The organism is Rhizobium azibense (genome assembly GCF_004342325.1).
In the GTDB taxonomy this organism is placed as follows: Bacteria; Pseudomonadota; Alphaproteobacteria; order Rhizobiales; family Rhizobiaceae; genus Rhizobium; species Rhizobium etli_B.
The window spans coordinates 190,098-208,304 of the sequence record NZ_SMBJ01000004.1 but is presented as its reverse complement, the minus strand read 5'-3'; the positions used below and the strand labels follow the sequence as shown (position 1 = coordinate 208,304).

Genomic DNA, 18,207 nt, shown 5'->3' with positions numbered 1-18,207 from the left:
CCGTTCCGAATGCCTTCAGGAAAAACCTAAGATTTTAGCTTTCCGTCTTTTTCGGTTGCAAAAGCTCGTCGAGGATGACGCAACCGGCGCCCACCGTGATGAAGCTGTCGGCGAGATTGAAGACGGCGAAGGACCAGCTTTCGGTGTGGAAGAGAATGTAGTCGATGACATGACCGTAAAGGAAACGGTCGATCAGATTGCCGAGCGCACCGGCAATGATCAGCGCAAATCCGCTATGGGCAATCCAGCGGTCCTTGGAGGTGCGACGCCAGAGCCAGATGACGAAGGCCACGATGACAAGGCGCATGCCGACGATGAACCAGCCGTCCATGCCCGACAGCATCGAAAAGGCGACGCCGAGATTGTAGGTGCGGTAGAGCGCCAGCATCGGGATCATCGGCACCGCTTCGTGCAATGGCAGATAGCGATCGACCGCGATCTTGACGATCTGGTCGATAGCGACAGCGACGAGAATGAAAATCAGGATCGGCAGCGGGCGCGACAGGAGCGCCGGACGGTCAAGCGTCTTATCGGTCATTTGCCCTCGGAAAGCGAAAGGAGATGGCGCCGCGCTTCAAATAGCATGACGGCACTTGCAACGGCGAGATTGAGGGAGTCGGCACGGCCCTGCTGCGGGATGCGTGCAAGTGCGTCGGCTTCCTTAGCCAGCTGGTCGGGCAGGCCGGCCTGCTCATTGCCCATGAGCAGAACGACCGGCTTCTTCTTGTAATCGATCGTGCGATAATCGACCGAACCTGCAAGGTGGGTGGCCACGACGGCCACGCCGGCGGATTTCTTCCAGCCGATGAATTCCTCTGGCGTCGCCTTCGCAACAGGCACGGCAAAGAGCGAGCCCATCGTGGCGCGCACCGTTTCAAGGGAGAAGGGATCGGTCGTTTCCCCGATGAGGATGACGCCGGAAGCACCTGCGGCATCCGCCGTGCGGATGATGGTGCCGAGATTGCCGGGATCGCGTACGCGGTCGAGTGCGATCCAGGTCTCTCCCTCCTTCGGACGGATGTCCTTCAGCGGCTTCCAGCGGCTCTCGAAAATGCCGACCACCATCTGCGGATTGTCACGCCGCGTGACCGAGGAAAGGATCTTTTCACTGACTTCGAGGACGAGGCCGCCGGAGGCAACCGTCTTTGCCGCCATCTGCTCGACCAGCGGCTTGCCCTTGGCTGCCTTGGCGTAGACCAGCGTGCGGATCGCCCAGCCGAGCTCGATCGCGTCGATGACCAGCTTCAGGCCCTCGGCCATGAAGGTGCCGCTCTCCTCGCGTGACTTCTTGTTGGCCAGTGCCTTGATGTCCTTGATGATCGGATTGGCGAGCGAGGTCACCTCTTTCACATGTCCGACCTTGTGGGGGCCATGGCCCCGATGTTCATGGTTCATTTCGGCACCCAGCGGGAGAAGAGAGAGGTCGATAGCGCGCGGCCCCGCGTCTTGCCGTCAAGGCCCGCCTCGCGGATCACGAGCTCGCCGGATTCGACCACGCCGCCTGCGCCGCGCATCGTCTCGCGCATCAATTCGTGGATCGAATAGAAGCTGGCACGGATGGAATAGGCGGTCAGCACCAGGCCAAGCGCCTGAGGTGACAGGATCTCGCGGCAGACATCGAGCATCAAAGGCAGGTGTTCGAAGAGATGCCAGACTTCGCCGTTCGGGCCACGGCCGAATTTCGGCGGATCGGTAAGGATGATGTCGTAGGTATTGCCGCGGCGCTCCTCGCGCAGGATGAACTTCATCGCGTCTTCGCAGATCCAGCGGATCGGCAGTTTCTCCAGGCGGCCGAGCGCCTGATTTTCACGTGCCCAGCCGATCGCCCTCTTGGAGGCGTCGACATGGGTGACTTCCGCACCGGCCGCCGCCGCGACCAGCGAGGCAACGCCTGTATAGCCGAAAAGATTGAGGACCTTCAGCGGTCTGCCGGCGGCCTCGACCTTTTCCTTCATCCAGCTCCAGTGGACGATCTGTTCCGGAAATACGCCGACATGGCGAAAGGAGGTAAAGCGCCCATAAAAGTCGACGCCCAGAAGATGCAGCGGCCAGGTCTCGCCGAGCGCCTCCTTCGGAAAGCGCCAGCGGCCAGTGCCTTCCTCGTCCGTATCGCCGGCAAAGATCGCGTCGACCTTTTCCCATACATGAGATGGGAGCGACGGCTGCCAGAGCGCCTGGCCCTCCGGGCGGACGATACGATAGGGGCCGTACTGCTCAAGCTTCAGGCCGGCGCCGCTGTCGATGAGGTGAAAGTCGCCAGCGCCGAGGGATTCCAGAACGACAGGAACGCGCTCATGAGGACGGTTGCCGGTGCGCTCCTTTAGCGGCCGCTCGCTTGCAGCAGGCGCGGCCGCCTCCCGCACGCTCTCGCGCGCGGCCGCAGGTTTGACCGCTTTTGACGGGTGGCCCGAGCGTTCGTCATAGCGGCGATTGCCGGGTGAGCCGGCAGGCTGCGCCTTATGGCCCGGCCGGCGCTCTTTCTGTCTCAACGTGATTTCCGCGTCTCAGGTTTGATTGAGCCCGTGGAAATAGCATCCCCAGTCACCTTGGCAAAGTCCTTTCCCGCTGTGATAAGTTTAAAGAATTGAAACGGGAGGATTTCGAAATGGACATGACCGGCGAGGAACGCATCAATGCATCGCGCGATGCTGTGTGGGTAGCCTTGAACGATCCAGAAGTCTTGAAGCGATGCATCCCCGGCTGCCAGAGCCTCGAGATGAGATCGCCAACCGAGCTTGCAGCTGTCGTCAAAGTCAAGATCGGACCGGTTTCGGCGACCTTCAACGGTGAAGTGACCCTGACAAATGTCAACGCGCCGGAGAGCTATACGATTTCGGGCGAGGGCAAAGGCGGTGTCGCAGGCTTTGCCAAGGGCGGGGCCGACGTCACCTTGAGGGCGGAAGGTGCAGAGACCGTGCTGCAATATGCGGTAAAGGCGCAGGTCGGCGGCAAGCTTGCCCAGCTTGGAGCGCGGCTGGTGAACTCGACATCGCAAAAGCTTGCGCAGCAGTTCTTTGCAGATTTCAATGCTGTCGTCAGCGAAAAGGCCGCGCAATAGCGGCCTTTGGCTTGGCACAGTCTTTGGCCTCTTCCAGATCGCATCCATGGATTACACAGTCAGAAATTCCCGCCCTTCGGACAATGGGCAGCTCGGCGAAATCTATCTCGACGAGCGCAGACGGACCTTCACCTGGGTCGATCCCGGCAATTTTCGCCATGGGGATTTTCTTGCCCATTCCCAGGGTGAGATTGTCTTTGTTGCCGAAGCAGGTGATGGCGACATTGCCGGCTTCATGACGCTGTGGGCCGCCGATGATTTCATCCACATGCTCTATATCCGCAAGCAATGGCAGGGCAGGGGCATCGGCACCGCGCTGCTGAAGGCCCTGCCGGGATGGCCGCGCCGTCAATACCGGTTGAAGTGCCTGATCAACAACACAAGCGCCAAGACATTCTATGCCGGCCGCGGTTTCGTGGTCACTGGTAGCGGCACGTCGGCTGAAGGCGACTACGAGGAACTGAGCTTCATTCCTGCCTGAGTGTAAATCAGCGGGATGGCAATCGACCGGCGATCTCTTCGGCGCGGGTCTTTTGGCGGTCCGCCTCGCTGTGCCAGCGAACGGCCTCTTTCGCCTCGATTTTCGCGCGCTTGCGATATTTGCCCTGCGTGAGCCATGTCGCGGTCGATCCGACCAGCATGCCGATAATCAGCGCGATGAAGATGAAAACGAAGAACGGCGCAGAAACCGCGAGAACCGGATCTTCGGGGCGGAACGGGTTGAATGCCAGCGTCACGCTCTGCCGGTTGGCAACGCAGAAGATGATGAGAATGATGCCAAGCGGCAACAAAATCAATAGGTTGATGATCTTCTTCGCCATCAGTGGCCTCCGCGACCTGGTTGCGCCGCTTCGATAGGCGCACGACTGCTCAGCAAAATAGAAAGCTGCGCGCGAGGTTCAAGCGCGATTTCGACGCAGTCTGGTTGAAGCTCAATCGTCGTGGTCGGTCTGGCCGGGGTTCAGCCGCTCGCGCAATTCCTTGCCGGTCTTGAAGAACGGCACCCACTTCTCCTCGACGAAGACGGTATCGCCGGTGCGCGGATTGCGCCCGGAGCGCGAGGGGCGATTCTTGACGGAAAATGCACCGAAGCCGCGAAGCTCGACGCGGTTGCCTGCTGCGAGCGCATCGGTGATCTCGTCGAGAACCGCGTTGACGATATTTTCGACATCCCGGTGATAAAGATGCGGGTTGCGCGCGGCAACGATCTGCACCAATTCCGACTTGATCACGGTCGCCCCCTTAAATTATTGATTTCTTATCAATCGTGGCCAACCTGCCAAACTGAAACGAGCCCGTCAAGGAGCAACTTTTGTGGCAGAATGCCCATGATGTCCTGGCTCTTTACGAGATCGCCATAGCCAAGCAGAACTGCGAGCTTCGAAACGGCCCCTGCGAGCAGAAATGCCGTATTGCTCTTCCTGTCCCAATCGACGACCGGAAGATCCTTGCCGACGTCCCTGCCGGCGAGATAGTCCCGGATTTCCGCGTCGCCGCCAACCCGGTCGATGAGCTTGACCTTCGCCGCTTGGCGGCCGGTGAAAATGGTTCCGTTGGCAAGCTTCAGCACCTCGTCGCGCGGCAGTTTGCGGCGGTCGACAATCAGGTCCACGAACCATGCGTAGCTGTCCATGACCATATTATTGATCATGGCTTTCGCTTCTTCACTGGCAGCATGGAAAGGCGATGGCTCTGCCTTCAGCGGCGACGACTTGATCTCTTGCAGAGAGACGCCGAGCTTGTCGAGCAATGGTTGGATCTGAGGATACTGGAAAATCACGCCGATCGAACCGGTAAGCGAGCTTTCTCCGGCAATGATCGTATCTCCAGCGGTCGCGACCATGTAGCCTGCGGAAGCGGCAAGCGTTCGGATATCGGAGACCACCGGCTTCTTCGCCGCGATCGCCCGGATCGCCTTGAATATTTTCTCCCCGCCATAGGTCGTGCCTCCGGGCGAGGAAATGGAGACGATCACGCCTTTGACGCGGTCGTTTTCTTCGATCTTCTTCAGCCTCTCGAGCAATTCGTCGTTGTCGGTAATGAGGCCTGAAATCGTCACATGGGCGATATGCGGCCGCTGAGTGGCGAGGTCGCCTGCGACGAATTGGTAAAGACCGAAGCCGAGCGCGACCAAGAGCAAGACCGCCGCAATACGCCAGAAGCCAAGTTTGCGGCGAAGCCTGCGGCGATCCGCGATCGTCGAACTGTCCATAAGGTCCTCCAGAGCCGGTGCGCCGGCTTCATGCAACATGGCATCAGATAAGGCGGCATTCCTTCTTCGCAAATGCCGATTTACCCCGTTTTCATGCCTTATTTGCTAGTTGCAGAAAAAAATCCATATTGGCAAGCTAGTGTAATAATGCGAAACGATCTGTGATCGGTGGATGTAGTTCCTATATAGGGTTGCCGATCAACAGACACGGACATGTGAATGCTCAACACATTGAACAGCAGCGGGAAGCCTGCCTTTGCCGGGCCTGAACGGAGCGCCTATGCGACTGCGCTCTTCCATTCTGCACGTGTCCGCCGCCTGAAGATACTGCTGCCTGTCGCTGCCGTCATCATTTCGCTGGCCTTCATTGCCGTCTCGATGGTCAGGGCTTACCTGCCCGAGAATCTGAAGATCGAGGGCGCCAAGATCGAAGACGGCAAGATCGTCATGGAAAAGCCGGCGATCGCCGGGCGCAATGCCGACGGCATCAACTATTCGATGCTTGCCGAGCGCGCACTGCAAGACATCAAGAACCCGAACCTTATCACGCTCGAAACGATCAAGGCCGCAGTGCCGGTCAACGATGATCTGATCGCCCGCGTTGAGGCTGCCACGGCCGACTATGACCGATCCACGGACAACCTTGCGCTGAGGGACCCGTTCACGATTTTGCTGAGCAACGGTCTGACGGCGAAATTCCAATCTGCCAAGCTCGATATCAAGGGCGGCAAGATGACGACAGACGATCCTATCGAGATTCAAAAAGACGGCGCTTCGATTGTTGCGCAGTCGCTCAAGATGACGGATAAGGGGCGCGTGATCACATTCGAGGGGAAAGTTCGCATGAATGTGGATCCATCCGTCATCCGTAAACAGGGCACCTAACAGCCGGGTCACTCATGACAATAGATTGTCACTTTTCACTTCGTAAGTCTGGCATAACACTTGGCGGCAGCGCCCTGGCGCTTCTACTGATGGCAGGAGCGGCCCTTGCGCAGGCGACGACCAGCCAGATGGACGGCCTGAAGCTCGACAGCAATCAACCGATCCAGATCGAAAGCGACAAGCTGGAGATTCACGATCAGGAGCACAAGGCCGACTTTACCGGCAATGTGAAGGTCGTTCAGGGGAAGACGACCTTGCAGGCCGGTCATATGACGGTCTTTTACAAGGCACAGGGCGGCGACACCCAACCAAACGGTGCAAAGGCCGACGCGGGAGCCGCGTCCATCTCATCCGGCAATGCCGACATCGACCGTATCATCGTTACCGACAAGGTTTTCCTGAGTTCCGGCACGCAGACGGCGACCGCCGACAATGGCTCCTTCGATATGGCCCAGCAGCTCTTCGTCCTGAAGGGCGAAAAGGTGGTGCTGTCTGATGGACCGAACGTCTTCACGGGCTGCCAGCTTACGGTTCATATGCAGACAGGGCAGGCGCAACTGGATAGCTGCGGGGGGCGCGTCCAGATCCAGCTTGATCCGAAATCCCAGAAAAAGAACTGAGACCGGCCGCCCGACGTGAAATTATTCTCGCTTTCAACCATGTTCGGCAGGGCCGGGCCGCAATCTGCCGCGGACTCTGCCGCCGGCGGAGACAAGAGCCGTTACCACGGCACGCTGATTGCACGCGGTCTGACGAAGACCTATAGCACCCGGCGTGTCGTCAACGGCGTTTCGCTGGTCGTCAGGCGCGGCGAAGCTGTCGGCCTTCTGGGACCGAACGGTGCCGGCAAGACGACCTGTTTTTATATGATCACCGGACTGGTGCCGGTGGACGAAGGCACGATCGAGATCGATGGCAATGACGTGACGACGATGCCGATGTATCGCCGCTCGCGCCTCGGCGTCGGCTACCTGCCGCAGGAGGCCTCGATCTTCCGCGGCCTGACGGTCGAAGAGAATATCCGCGCCGTGCTCGAAGTGCACGAGAAGGACAAGGTGGAGCGGGAGAAGAAGCTCGACGAGCTTCTGGAGGAATTCCATATCTCCAAGCTGCGAAAATCGGCGGCCGTCGCATTGTCGGGCGGTGAGCGCCGGCGTCTGGAAATTGCTCGCGCGCTCGCAACCGACCCGACCTTCATGCTGCTTGACGAGCCTTTTGCAGGCGTCGATCCCATTTCGGTCGCAGACATCCAGAACCTCGTCCACCATCTGACGGCGCGCGGCATCGGCGTTTTGATCACCGATCACAATGTGCGCGAGACGCTTGGCCTCATCGACCGGGCCTATATCATCCATGCCGGCGAAGTGCTGACGCATGGGCGAGCGAACGATATCGTCAACAATCCGGAAGTGCGCCGCCTCTATCTTGGCGATAAATTCAGCCTTTGATAGGATCGAAGGCGACGGAAATTCACCTTCCTGGCATACTTGCGCTTGACCAAATAGAATAAAAAAGCAATTTTTGGGCCAAGTTGGATTTCCGCGGCCCGAACTCTGCTCGATCGCGGTTTCCCGGAGGAATTGAACGGGAGTTTCGCGTCCGCTATGGCCCTGTCTGCCAATCTTTTCCTGCGACAGAACCAGTCCCTGGTGATGACGCCGCAACTGATGCAATCCATCCAGTTGCTGCAGATGACGCACTTCGAGCTAGTCCAGTTTATCGCACAGGAAGTCGAGAAGAACCCATTGCTCGAATTTCCGTCAGATGACGCGGAAACGGGCAGCGACAGCGATGCGCAGGAGGAGCAGCACGGGCGCCAGTCCGACGATGATGACGACCGCACCGAGGCGCTTTCCGCCGACTGGTATGACAATGGCAATGACGGCAGCGCCACACGGCTGAGCGAAGAGCTGGACGTCAATTATGCAAATGTCTTCCCCGACGATGGCGTGCCTGCGCGAGCCGATGCGCCTGAGCTGATCAGCCAATGGAAGTCGATGCCGGGAGGCGGCGACCAGGAGAATTACGATCTCGACGACTTTGTTGCGGGCCAGGTCTCGCTCAGGGATCACCTGGCACAGCAGATTCCGTTCATCCTGCCGGACGCGGGAGACCGGCTGATCGCGCAGCAATTGATCGACCAGCTCGACGAGGCGGGTTACCTGCAGACCGACCCTGCCGACATCGGCGAAAGACTGGGCAGCGATCCTGCGGCTGCCGAACGTGTTCTTGCCGAGCTGCAGACGCTTGACCCGCCCGGTGTATTTGCTCGCAGCCTGGCCGAATGCCTGTCCATCCAGCTGAAGCAGAAGGACCGTTTCGATCCCGCCATGCAGGCCCTCGTTTCCAACCTCGAACTGCTGGCGCGGCGCGACTTTCCGACGCTGAAGCGGCTTTGCGGCGTCGACGAGGAAGACCTGCTTGATATGCTCGCAGAGATTCGCCAGCTGAACCCGAAGCCCGGCAGCGGTTTTGAAACCAGCCTTTCTGAAGCGATCATGCCGGATGTCGTCGTCCGTTCGTCATCGGATGGGAGCTGGCTGGTGGAGTTGAATCCGGATACGCTCCCGCGCGTGCTCGTCAATCAATCCTATTTCGCCCATGTCACAAAGAACGGCGGTGATTACACGTTCTTGTCCGAATGCCTTCAAAGCGCCAACTGGCTCACCCGCAGTCTCGACCAGCGCGCCAAGACGATCATGAAGGTCGCAAGCGAGATTGTGCGCCAGCAGGACGCCTTCCTGATGCATGGCGTCGATCACCTTCGCCCGCTGAACCTGAAGACCGTTGCCGATGCCATCAAGATGCATGAGTCGACTGTCAGCCGCGTCACCTCGAATAAGTACATCCTGACGCCGCGCGGCCTCTTCGAGCTCAAATATTTCTTCACGGTGTCGATCAGCGCGGTGGAGGGCGGCGATAGCCATTCGGCTGAGGCCGTTCGTCACAGGATACGCTCCCTGATCATGCAGGAAAGCACGGATGCGGTCCTGTCCGACGATGATATTGTCGACATGCTGAAGAAGGAAGGGATCGAGCTGGCTCGCCGGACGGTTGCAAAATACCGCGAGGCGATGAATATCGCCTCCTCCGTTCAGCGACGGCGCGAAAAGCGGGCAATGGCGAAGGTTTCCGGCTTTTGAAGGTCGTGCTAATTCAACCCGTGCCTGCACGGCCACATCAGCGCGACGGCACAGCCGTTGACAATTCGGCAGTCTGCCGTTAGAAGCCCGCCGCAGCTGGCGCTGCGAACGGCGTTTGGACTTATCCCCATCATCCTCAGGGCGATTGAAGCACACGACTTAAGCCGATATTGCTTGAGTTTGCGTGAAGTGCTTGGATGAGGTCTGGCCTTGGCGTAAACTGGTACCGCAAACCACTATAAGAAGGGAAACTCCATGAGTGTGCGTGTATCCGGTAAACATATGGAAATTGGGGACTCGTTCCGTCAAAGGATCGAGGACCAAATGGACATGGCCATCACGAAATACTTCGACGGGGGATATTCCGGGCAGGTAATTGTGGAGAAATCGAGTTCGCGGTTCTCTGCGGATTGCAAGCTCCATCTTGACAGCGGGGTGGTGCTGCATGCGGCAGGCGAAGCCATGGACCCGCAGCTCGCATTCGATGCCGCTTCGGAGCGCATCGAAAAGCGTCTGCGCCGCTACAAGCGCAAGCTCAAGGATCATCATGCCGGAAACCATCTGAACGGTGCGGAAGTCGCCTATACCGTCATGGATGCTGTCCCGGATCATGAAGAAGAGGTCCCAGACGATTTCGCCCCGGTAATCGTTGCCGAGAGCACGAAGCAGTTGAAGACCATGTCCGTTGCGACCGCCGTGATGGCGCTCGATATGACGGATGAGCCACTGCTTTTGTTCCGCAGCCCCGGCACGGAGCATTTGAACATCGTTTACCGCAGGCATGACGGTAATATTGGCTGGATCGACGCCGCCAGTATCAAGAGCTGACATCCGGGCGATGAGCGGTAGCCACGCCGCTCTCCCAATCATCCGGTTTCGGCGACAGAAGGAAAAAGAAATGGCATTGGCAGATCTGCTGCACCAAGATGCGATCATTCCCGCCCTAAAGGTAAATTCGAAGAAACAGTTGCTCCAGGAGTTGGCGGCCAAGGCCTCCAAGATCACTGGCCTTTCCGAGCGGGAAATTTTCGATGTCGTTCTGCAGCGCGAGCGTCTCGGCTCGACGGGTGTCGGCAATGGCATCGCCATTCCGCACGGCAAGCTCGCAAGTGTCCGATCGATTGTCGGCGTCTTCGCGCGGCTGGAAAGTCCGGTCGACTTCGAAGCGCTGGACGACCAGCCGGTCGACCTGGTGTTTCTGCTTCTCGCTCCGGAAGGGGCGGGCGCCGACCATCTTAAGGCCTTGTCGCGCATTGCTCGCGTGCTTCGCGATCACGATCTCGTCACGAAGCTGCGTGCCACGGATTCGGCATCGGCGATCTACGCTTTCCTCAACGAAGAACAAGCATCGAACGCTGCCTGAGCGGCAGACGATCGCCTGAAATGAAAAGAGGCGCCCCCCTGTCGGGACGCCTCTTTCCATGCGTGAAGACGTCTGCCTCAGAATTCTTCCCAGTTGTCCTGAACAACGGCAGCCGAACCGTGCTGCTGTGGCACAGGGCGGCGCTGAGCAGGAGCCGGGGCACGGGAGCTTCGCGTCATCTGCTGCGCCGTTGAGTGCAGCGCCTTGGCGTTGCCCTGGGCGGACACCCGGAAGCGAAGAACGAGCGCTTTCAGCGTCTGGGCCTCGTCATTCAGCGCGACACTGGCTGCTGTCGCCTCTTCCACCATTGCGGCATTCTGTTGGGTCACCTGATCCATCTGGTTCATGGCCTGGTTGATTTCCTTGAGGCCTATCGCCTGTTCGCTTGCGGAGGCGGAGATCTGGCGGATGAGACCGTTGATGCCCATCACCTGCTCGGCGATCTTATGCAGCATACCGCCGGCGCGGCCGACGAGATCGACGCCTTCCTTGACCTGGATGGCGGAGGTGTTGATGAGGGTCTTGATCTCCTTGGCTGCAGTTGCAGAGCGTTGAGCCAGTTCACGGACTTCCTGAGCAACCACAGCAAAGCCCTTGCCCGCTTCACCAGCGCGCGCCGCCTCGACGCCGGCATTGAGTGCCAGCAGGTTCGTCTGGAAAGCGATTTCATCGATCACGCCGATGATGCGCGAGACCTCCGTGGAAGATTGTTCGATGCCGTGCATGGAGGCGATTGCCTTCTGCACGACCTCGCCGGATTTCTCCGCATCTTCACAGGCGAGATTGACGTTTTCTGCAGCTGTGCGGCATTCTTGGCACTTGAATTGACCTGAGCGGTCAGCTCGTTGAGCGCGGCGGCGGTTTCTTCCAGGCTTGCCGCCTGCTGCTCCGTGCGCCTGGCAAGGTCGGAGGCGCTGTTGCTGATTTCGCTGGTGCCGGAACCGATATTCACGACGCTGAGGTTTGTCGTGTTGATTGTCTCTTCAAGGCTGGCAAGCGCAGCGTTGAAATCCTGCTTCAGCTTGGAATATTCGCCGGGGAACTCCTCCGTGAGGCGGTGACTAAGGTTGCCCTGCGATAATTCTGAGAGCCCGGCGCCGACGATGGAAACGATCTGGCGTTGTAGCGCGATCGATTCCAGCCGCTCGCTTTCGGAGCGGCTGCGCTCGGCATCAGCGGCAATGCGCTGGCTGTCCGCCTCTGCCTCGAGCCTTTGCGTATCGGCAAGCGTAAAGCGGAATCCTTCGAGAGCCTTGGCGACGGAACCAATCTCGTCTGCGCGCTCCTGGCCGGTAACCGGCTCCTCGTACTTGCCGTCGCCGAGTGCCTTGACATTTGCAACGAGCAGGCCAAGAGGCTTTTGCACCAGGGAGCGGACGGCAAAATAGAGAGCCAGCATGACGCCACCAAGGACAACGATGCCACCGGCGATCATCATGAAGGTCTGATCTCGCACCGGTGCATTGATGGCGCTGTGGGGAACATCGACGAGTACGACCCAGGCGGCATGAAGATCCGGCACGGCAAACGGATAGACGACGCGATCGAAAGGTTCATAGCCATCAAAGGCAAGGTTGCGGATTACACTCGGAGTCATCGAGGCTAGCGCTGACTTGACTTCGGCGGCGCCTTGGCCGTTGCCGTAGGGTTTCGACATCAGTTCTTTCGTCGGCGCCACGATCCAGTTGCCGTTTTGCGCAACGAGAGTGACACGGCCCGAACCGAAGGGTTGCAATGCCTGCAGTTTGTCGGTGAGGGACTTGAGTGAGATGTCGACGCCTTCGACACCAATCGTCTTGCCGCCGGACACGACCGGATAGGCAATGGAAGTCAAGAGCGTCGGAACGTCGGTGCCTTCGGCAAGATAGGGTGGCGTGATGGCCCCCTTTCCGGTTTCGGCGGCAAGTTTCCACCATTCGGCGGCATAGTCGTTGTCGAAGGTCGAAAACTGGATGGCGCCATCCCTCGTCTTCGACCAGTAGGGGGTAAAGGCGCCGTTCTTGTTCGTGCCCTCGTCGAGCTTGTCGGCGATCTCGGTTGTTTTGCCGTCAAAGGCGCCGAGCTGTTCGCAAAACCAGCTTCCGAAGGCAAAGGCATTCTGCTCGAGGTTGGCCTTCAGGATGTTTATGATGCCCTTGCGGTCGAAGCTCTTGCCTTCGTGACCGCGGCCGAGGACGCCCGCCATTGAGCGCGCGGCGCTTGCCAGCTCGCCGACATTGGCGGCGATCTCGTTGGCGATTGATTTAGCTTCGAGGTTGGCCTGGTCCATCGTCAACGCATGAACGCGATCACGGGTCTGGCCAATCAGGAACAGGTTGGACACCAGGAGGACAAGCGCGATAGCTGCGCCGGTAATGAGGATGAGCTTTGCTGCAAGCGATTTCATGCGGAAGATGGCCATGGGTTCCTCGGCAGGGCACGCACCGGAGTCGCATTCTCCGACACGGGAGGAAATGCCGCACCCTCATGGAGCAGCCGTGACGTTGCCTAGGCCCGTGAACCAAAGCCTGGCGATCAAAAGAACGATCGCCGCAAATCTCTTAAATTTGAATGAAACGAGGCCGTTTCATTCCGCTAATATATTGAGTTGATTCATATTTCTTCGAGTGCCCGGTGAAAATAGACAAGACTATATCTTGATTGCGACGTCGGCGGACAAGGGAATGGATGGCTGTGCTCCGGCCTTGAGGCAGGCAAGCGAACTGGCCACGGCGGCCCGGCGCAGAGACGCCTCGAAATCGAGGCCTCCATCGAGGCTTGCGGCAAAGTAGCCGCAGAATGTATCACCTGCCCCGACGGTATCCACCGGCTCGATCTTCAGGCCTTTCGCCTCGGTAATGACGCCATCGCGGATTGCGATCACGCCGTCGGCGCCGAGCGTCACGATCAACGTCTGTCCGGTCTCTTGATGCAGGCGTCTCAACGCCGTTTCGCGATCAGCCGGGTCCATGTCGTTCTGGCCAGCAAGCCGCTCGAATTCCGTCTCGTTGGCAATGACGATATCGGCGAGACGTCCGAGCCGCGGGGCGTCTGCAATCAGCGGAGCGAGGTTAAGAATGGTCGTGACGCCCTTGAGCCTGGATGAGGCCAGCGCACGCTCGACTGCCGGGGCGGGCACCTCGAGCTGCAGCATCAGAAAATCGCCCTTGCTCATGGCGCCGATCGCCGCATCGGCATCCTCGGGCGCGATGGTCCCGTTGGCGCCCGGCACGACGGCGATCATGTTCTCGCCGTCCCCACCGACGAGGATCAGCGCCGTACCGGTGGGTCCATCGACATGCTTTACGCCAGCAAGGCAAATGCCCGCCTGATCGAGAAGCGACAGCGCCGGTGCAGCAAATTCATCCTTACCGACTGCGCCCGCCATATGGACGATGCGGCCGGCGCGTCGCGCGGCTAATGCCTGGTTGGCTCCCTTGCCGCCCGCCGCCGTTGCAAAATCGTTGCCGGCCACTGTTTCCCCAGGCTTTGGCAGGCGATCGGTGGTGGCGATAAGGTCCATGTTGATGGAGCCGAAGACTGTGATCATAAAGGCTGTCCCGTCATGCTTCTCATGCGACCGGACACTGCCCGATGGGCTCACTCCTCGTCAACCACCCTGAGTTTGAGAAGACCGGTGCGGCTTTCGACCGACTTCGCCGCAGGTCCGCTTTCACGTTCCTCCTTGAGCGCTTCTGCACCCTCGAACTCCAAAGCTTCGATTTTTGCGCCGCGTTTGGAGAGTTTGTCCGTGGACGTGATGATCTGATCAACATCGCGCTGTGCCTGGAAGAAGTGAGTCTGCAGTTTGCGCACGCGCTCATCGAGCCGCCCGAGATCATCCATTAGGATGGCTACCTCGCCCTGGATGAGGTGCGCCTGCGCCTGCATGCGCTGATCCTTCAAGACGGCCTGGATGACCTGGATCGACAGCATCAGCAGCGAAGGCGAAACAATGACGATGCGGGAACGATGCGCTTTCTGGACGATCGGTTCGAAATTCTCGTGAATTTCAGCGAAGATCGATTCCGAAGGAACGAAGAGAAATGCCGTATCCTGCGTCTCGCCCTGGATAAGATACTTCTCCGATATATCGCGGACATGGATTTCCATGTCGCGGCGAAATTGCTGCGAGGCAAGCTTGGTCGCCTCCGGCGTGCCGGCGTCGCGAATGGCATTCCAGGCTTCGAGAGGAAACTTGGCATCGATGATCAGCGGCGGTGCACCGTTCGGCATGCGCACGGTACAGTCCGGCCGCGAGCCGTTTGAGAGCGTTTGCTGGAAGGCATAGGCGCCCATCGGCAGACCGTCGGCGACGATCGTCTCCATACGCGACTGGCCGAAGGCGCCGCGCGTCTGCTTGTTGGACAGGATAGCCTGAAGCCCGACGACATCCTTCGCCAGCGTCTGGATATTGTTCTGAGCTGCATCGATGACGGCGAGCCGCTCCTGCAGGCGCTGCAGGTTCTCATGCGTCGATTTCGTCTGTTCGCTAATCGTCGTGCTGACGCGCTGTGACATGCCGTCGAGGCGCTGACCGATTGCCTGGTTGAGTTCGGCCTGACGCGTTCCGAAGACCTCGGCCATGGTCGAAATGCGTCCCTGCATTTCGGCCTGGATCTTCAAAAGCTCGACCATCCGGGCATCGGCCTCCGCGATCCGGATCGCTGCCTCCTCATCCTGTTCGCGCCGCAGGTTGCTGCTCTTGACCAGCACAAACACGAGCAGCACGACAACGACAGCGACAGCGCCACCGGCAAGCGCAAGGAGGGCCGGGCTGAGCCCGGCGATCGAAATCGTCAGTGAGTCGGTAACATTGTTCATTCGCGCACAATAACAAACTCGCCGGCGATGGCTAGATCAAAACGTGAACAAATCCACAGCGCAATTTCGGAGACAAATTGCCGCAGCACCGCGGGACCAAGCTGCCGAAGATCGCCGCCTCTTCTTAACGGATAGTCAACTATATTTTCGAATTGTCGTTTCGAAGAGACCTTTATCGCATCATGCGCCGGGACAGAAATACATTATGACAAGCCAGCAATCCGAAAACGCACTCAAGCAGCGCCTTGACTTCATCGAACTCGACAGTGAGGCGAGAAAGACGATTAGGGACTTGCGCCCGGTCATCGGCGAACTGATCGGTGGCGCGCTGGACAAGTTTTACGGCAAGATCGCCAAGACACCCGCGCTGGCCGGCTTCTTTTCCGACAAAACGCATGCCGGACAGGCCAAGAAACGCCAGGAAGACCACTGGGCGCAGCTTTCCGGCGCCAATTTCGACGAGAGCTACGTGAACGGCGTCACCGCCGTCGGCAGGGCGCATGCCCGGATTGGCCTTGAACCGCGCTGGTATATCGGCGGTTATGCGATCGTCATGGCAGAACTCGTCAAGGGCATCATGGAGAAGCAGTGGCCGTCACGCTTCGGCCGGCAAAAGGGCAGTGTGCTTGCCGAAAAGCTTGCCTCGGTCATCAAGGCGAGCATGCTCGACATGGACTATTCAATTTCTGTCTATCTCGATGCGCTGGAAGAGAAGCGGCGCAAGCACGAAGAGGAGCGAGCCAAGGCGGAGGCCGATCAGGCGATTGCGCTCGAGCATCTGCGCCGCGGATTGGAAGCGCTTTCAAAAGGCGATCTCGAAGCAACGCTGCCGGCGGACCTGCCGGGCAATTTCCGGCACATGGCGCAGGACTATAACCGCGCCGTCGCCGCACTTCGCGCTTCATTCGCCTCGGTGCGCAGCAGTTCCGGCGAAATTTCCAGCGGCACCGAGGTGATTTCCAAGGCGACCGACGATCTGGCGATGCGCACGGCGCAACAGGCGGCCGGCATCGAGGAGAGCTCTGCGGCGCTCCAGCAGCTTTCCGTCAGCCTTGGCCAGACCGCAGCAAATGCCGAGAAGGCATCCGGTGCGGTGCGTGAGACGCAGGAGAAGGCGAAGAGTTCAGGCGAGCTCGTGACAAGCGCGGTGTCGGCCATGGCGGGTATCGAGAAGTCGTCCTCCGAGATAGCCAAGATCATCGGCGTCATTGACGAAATCGCCTTCCAGACGAACCTTCTGGCACTGAACGCCGGCGTCGAGGCCGCGCGTGCCGGCGAGGCGGGCAAAGGCTTTGCGGTCGTCGCACAGGAAGTGCGCCAGCTCGCGCAGCGCACCGCCGATGCAGCCAAGGAGATCAAGAATCTGATCTCGGAAAGTTCCGTACAGGTCAATGAGGGCGTCGGCATCGTCAGCAGTACCGGCGAGGCACTTGGCGATATGATCAGCCGTATCGACATCATCAATCGCTTCGTTGCCGACATCGCAGCAGCAGCACGCGATCAGGCGACAGGGGTGAACGAAGTCAGCATTGCGATCCGCAACATGGACACGATCACGCAGCAGAACTCGAGCATGGTAGAACATACCTCGGCAGAGAGCCGTCACTTGCGCGCGGAGGTGGATAATCTCGTGGCGCTGCTGCAGCACTTCAATGTGCGCTCGCAGGAGCGTCTGGCGCCGACATCGCACCGAGCAGCCTGACCGAATGCCGCAAATTCCGCAGGTCTGCGAAAAAAGCACGTTCCGGAGTTTCAGGATAATTCCCTAGCTGGAAAAGATAGGTTATGGGAACGCGATGACCATCAAGCCACTTATCATTCTTCCAGATCCCGTCCTCCGGCAGGTTTCCAAGCCGATCGAGCGGGTCGATGCCGATCTCAAGCGTCTTGCCGACGATATGCTGGAGACGATGTATGACGCACCGGGCATTGGCCTGGCGGCAATCCAGGTCGGCGTGCCGCGCCGTATACTGGTGATCGACGTCTCGCGGGAAGGCGAGGAAAAGCAGCCGCAGATCTTTATCAATCCGAAGATCGTCAAATCTTCAACCGAGAGATCGGTCTACGAAGAGGGTTGCCTTTCCATTCCGGACTATTATGCCGAGGTCGAGCGTCCCGCCGCCGTCAGCGTCGAATATCTCGACCGTGACGGCAAGGAGCAGACGGTCGACGCCGACGGCCTCCTTGCCACTTGCCTTCAGCACGAGATCGACCATCTGAACGGCGTACTCTTCATCGACCATATTTCGCGGCTGAAGCGGGAAATGGTGATCAAGAAGTTCACGAAGGCGGCGAAGTCGACGAAGGCCCTGTAAGTTGCGTTGAACTAAGGACGCAGCCCATTATGATTTCGCTGAAATCGAAATGGAGGTGCCGTGCGGGCGATCTGCTGATCCGTGATATTTCCGGCGCGATGAACGGAACATTGCTGAGCGGGCGCGTCAAGACGCCGATGACAAGCCAGGGGCAAATCTGGCCTTTGTTTTTGTGAAATTGTCGTGATGGAGCAGTCTCAGGCCGGCGAGCGTCTGCGGAAACGAAATAAAAGCGGTCATCGACAAATTCGCCAGATGCTGAAACAGGATACTCGTCCTTGATCGCCATGCCGTGATCGCAACAGCCGCGGAAAAAGCCTGAAAGCATGGGCGGCCGATATCGACGATCCAGGACGCTGTGGTCGCCGCCATCTGCGCCTCGCTTGAGGCTCGAGGTGTTTACTTGCGACATAAAAGATGTCGAAGGG

The 18,207-nt window shown here is 59.0% G+C and carries 19 protein-coding genes and 1 pseudogene; 11 read left to right on the top strand and 9 right to left on the bottom strand.

Annotated features, from left to right (window positions below):
• Positions 1–34: 34 nt before the first annotated feature.
• Genes lspA through EV130_RS11425 form a run of 3 tightly spaced genes read right to left on the bottom strand, consistent with a single transcriptional unit; the run spans position 35 to position 2,489 of the window.
• On the bottom strand, positions 35–538 hold the full coding sequence (lspA, locus tag EV130_RS11435) for a signal peptidase II (protein ID WP_074059983.1): 504 nt from the start codon (positions 536–538) through the stop codon (positions 35–37).
• The gene (locus EV130_RS11430) at positions 535–1,395 is read right to left on the bottom strand and encodes a TrmH family RNA methyltransferase (protein WP_074059984.1); all 861 of its coding nucleotides are present in this window, start codon (positions 1,393–1,395) and stop codon (positions 535–537) included. The genes lspA and EV130_RS11430 overlap by 4 nt, the downstream gene beginning before the upstream one ends.
• The gene (locus tag EV130_RS11425) at positions 1,392–2,489 is read right to left on the bottom strand and encodes a class I SAM-dependent methyltransferase (protein WP_132660332.1); all 1,098 of its coding nucleotides are present in this window, start codon (positions 2,487–2,489) and stop codon (positions 1,392–1,394) included. Before EV130_RS11425 ends, EV130_RS11430 begins: the two co-directional genes overlap by 4 nt.
• 116 nt (positions 2,490–2,605) lie before the next feature.
• Between EV130_RS11425 and EV130_RS11420 the strand changes: the two genes are divergently transcribed.
• Both EV130_RS11420 and EV130_RS11415 read left to right on the top strand, forming a co-directional pair.
• Complete coding sequence (locus EV130_RS11420) at positions 2,606–3,058, top strand: SRPBCC family protein (RefSeq protein WP_074059986.1); 453 nt, start codon at positions 2,606–2,608, stop codon at positions 3,056–3,058.
• Positions 3,059–3,104: 46 nt separating this feature from the next.
• Positions 3,105–3,539 carry a GNAT family N-acetyltransferase gene (locus EV130_RS11415; RefSeq protein WP_132660330.1) on the top strand — a complete coding sequence of 145 codons (435 nt, stop codon included), beginning with the start codon at positions 3,105–3,107 and terminating at the stop codon, positions 3,537–3,539.
• Positions 3,540–3,546: 7 nt separating this feature from the next.
• Here EV130_RS11415 and EV130_RS11410 read toward each other — a convergent pair whose 3' ends face one another.
• The 3 genes from EV130_RS11410 to sppA form a co-directional block, all read right to left on the bottom strand.
• Positions 3,547–3,879, bottom strand: coding sequence for a LapA family protein (locus EV130_RS11410; protein ID WP_132551138.1), 333 nt, complete (start codon positions 3,877–3,879; stop codon positions 3,547–3,549).
• A gap of 111 nt (positions 3,880–3,990) precedes the next feature.
• Positions 3,991–4,290, bottom strand: a complete 300-nt coding sequence (locus tag EV130_RS11405) for an integration host factor subunit beta (RefSeq protein WP_132551137.1) — start codon at positions 4,288–4,290, stop codon at positions 3,991–3,993.
• A gap of 29 nt (positions 4,291–4,319) precedes the next feature.
• The gene (gene sppA, locus EV130_RS11400; protein ID WP_132660328.1) at positions 4,320–5,270 is read right to left on the bottom strand and encodes a signal peptide peptidase SppA; all 951 of its coding nucleotides are present in this window, start codon (positions 5,268–5,270) and stop codon (positions 4,320–4,322) included.
• Positions 5,271–5,489: 219 nt separating this feature from the next.
• On the opposite strand from sppA, the gene lptC reads away from it, so the two are divergent.
• The 6 genes from lptC (at position 5,490) to ptsN (ending at position 10,661) form a co-directional block, all read left to right on the top strand.
• Positions 5,490–6,155 carry an LPS export ABC transporter periplasmic protein LptC gene (gene lptC, locus EV130_RS11395; RefSeq protein ID WP_074059988.1) on the top strand — a complete coding sequence of 222 codons (666 nt, stop codon included), beginning with the start codon at positions 5,490–5,492 and terminating at the stop codon, positions 6,153–6,155.
• A gap of 14 nt (positions 6,156–6,169) precedes the next feature.
• Complete coding sequence (locus tag EV130_RS11390; protein ID WP_132551135.1) at positions 6,170–6,775, top strand: LptA/OstA family protein; 606 nt, start codon at positions 6,170–6,172, stop codon at positions 6,773–6,775.
• A gap of 39 nt (positions 6,776–6,814) precedes the next feature.
• Positions 6,815–7,603, top strand: a complete 789-nt coding sequence (gene lptB / locus EV130_RS11385) for an LPS export ABC transporter ATP-binding protein (protein WP_074059990.1) — start codon at positions 6,815–6,817, stop codon at positions 7,601–7,603.
• Between the two features lie 156 nt (positions 7,604–7,759).
• A complete protein-coding gene (gene rpoN / locus EV130_RS11375) occupies positions 7,760–9,298 on the top strand; it encodes an RNA polymerase factor sigma-54 (RefSeq protein WP_132660326.1) in 1,539 nt (512 codons plus the stop codon).
• A gap of 255 nt (positions 9,299–9,553) precedes the next feature.
• Positions 9,554–10,126 carry a ribosome hibernation-promoting factor, HPF/YfiA family gene (gene hpf, locus EV130_RS11370; RefSeq protein ID WP_074059992.1) on the top strand — a complete coding sequence of 191 codons (573 nt, stop codon included), beginning with the start codon at positions 9,554–9,556 and terminating at the stop codon, positions 10,124–10,126.
• Between the two features lie 70 nt (positions 10,127–10,196).
• Positions 10,197–10,661: a PTS IIA-like nitrogen regulatory protein PtsN gene (gene ptsN / locus EV130_RS11365; RefSeq protein ID WP_074059993.1), complete on the top strand. Its 465-nt coding sequence runs from the start codon at positions 10,197–10,199 to the stop codon at positions 10,659–10,661.
• A 77-nt stretch (positions 10,662–10,738) separates the two neighbouring features.
• Here the strand turns inward: ptsN and EV130_RS11360 are convergent.
• The 3 genes and pseudogenes from EV130_RS11360 to EV130_RS11350 form a co-directional block, all read right to left on the bottom strand.
• Positions 10,739–13,062, bottom strand: a pseudogene (locus tag EV130_RS11360) (methyl-accepting chemotaxis protein).
• A gap of 228 nt (positions 13,063–13,290) precedes the next feature.
• Positions 13,291–14,190, bottom strand: a complete 900-nt coding sequence (locus tag EV130_RS11355) for a ribokinase (protein WP_132660324.1) — start codon at positions 14,188–14,190, stop codon at positions 13,291–13,293.
• 50 nt (positions 14,191–14,240) lie between these two features.
• Positions 14,241–15,464 carry a DNA recombination protein RmuC gene (locus EV130_RS11350; RefSeq protein WP_132660322.1) on the bottom strand — a complete coding sequence of 408 codons (1,224 nt, stop codon included), beginning with the start codon at positions 15,462–15,464 and terminating at the stop codon, positions 14,241–14,243.
• A 205-nt stretch (positions 15,465–15,669) separates the two neighbouring features.
• Here EV130_RS11350 and EV130_RS11345 point away from each other — a divergent pair, with 205 nt between their 5' ends.
• From EV130_RS11345 to EV130_RS32545, 3 genes are all read left to right on the top strand, one after another.
• On the top strand, positions 15,670–17,166 hold the full coding sequence (locus tag EV130_RS11345) for a globin-coupled sensor protein (RefSeq protein WP_132660320.1): 1,497 nt from the start codon (positions 15,670–15,672) through the stop codon (positions 17,164–17,166).
• Positions 17,167–17,260: 94 nt separating this feature from the next.
• Positions 17,261–17,779, top strand: a complete 519-nt coding sequence (gene def / locus EV130_RS11340) for a peptide deformylase (RefSeq protein WP_074059998.1) — start codon at positions 17,261–17,263, stop codon at positions 17,777–17,779.
• 29 nt (positions 17,780–17,808) lie between these two features.
• Complete coding sequence (locus EV130_RS32545) at positions 17,809–17,955, top strand: hypothetical protein (RefSeq protein ID WP_165918520.1); 147 nt, start codon at positions 17,809–17,811, stop codon at positions 17,953–17,955.
• Positions 17,956–18,207 lie beyond the last annotated feature (252 nt).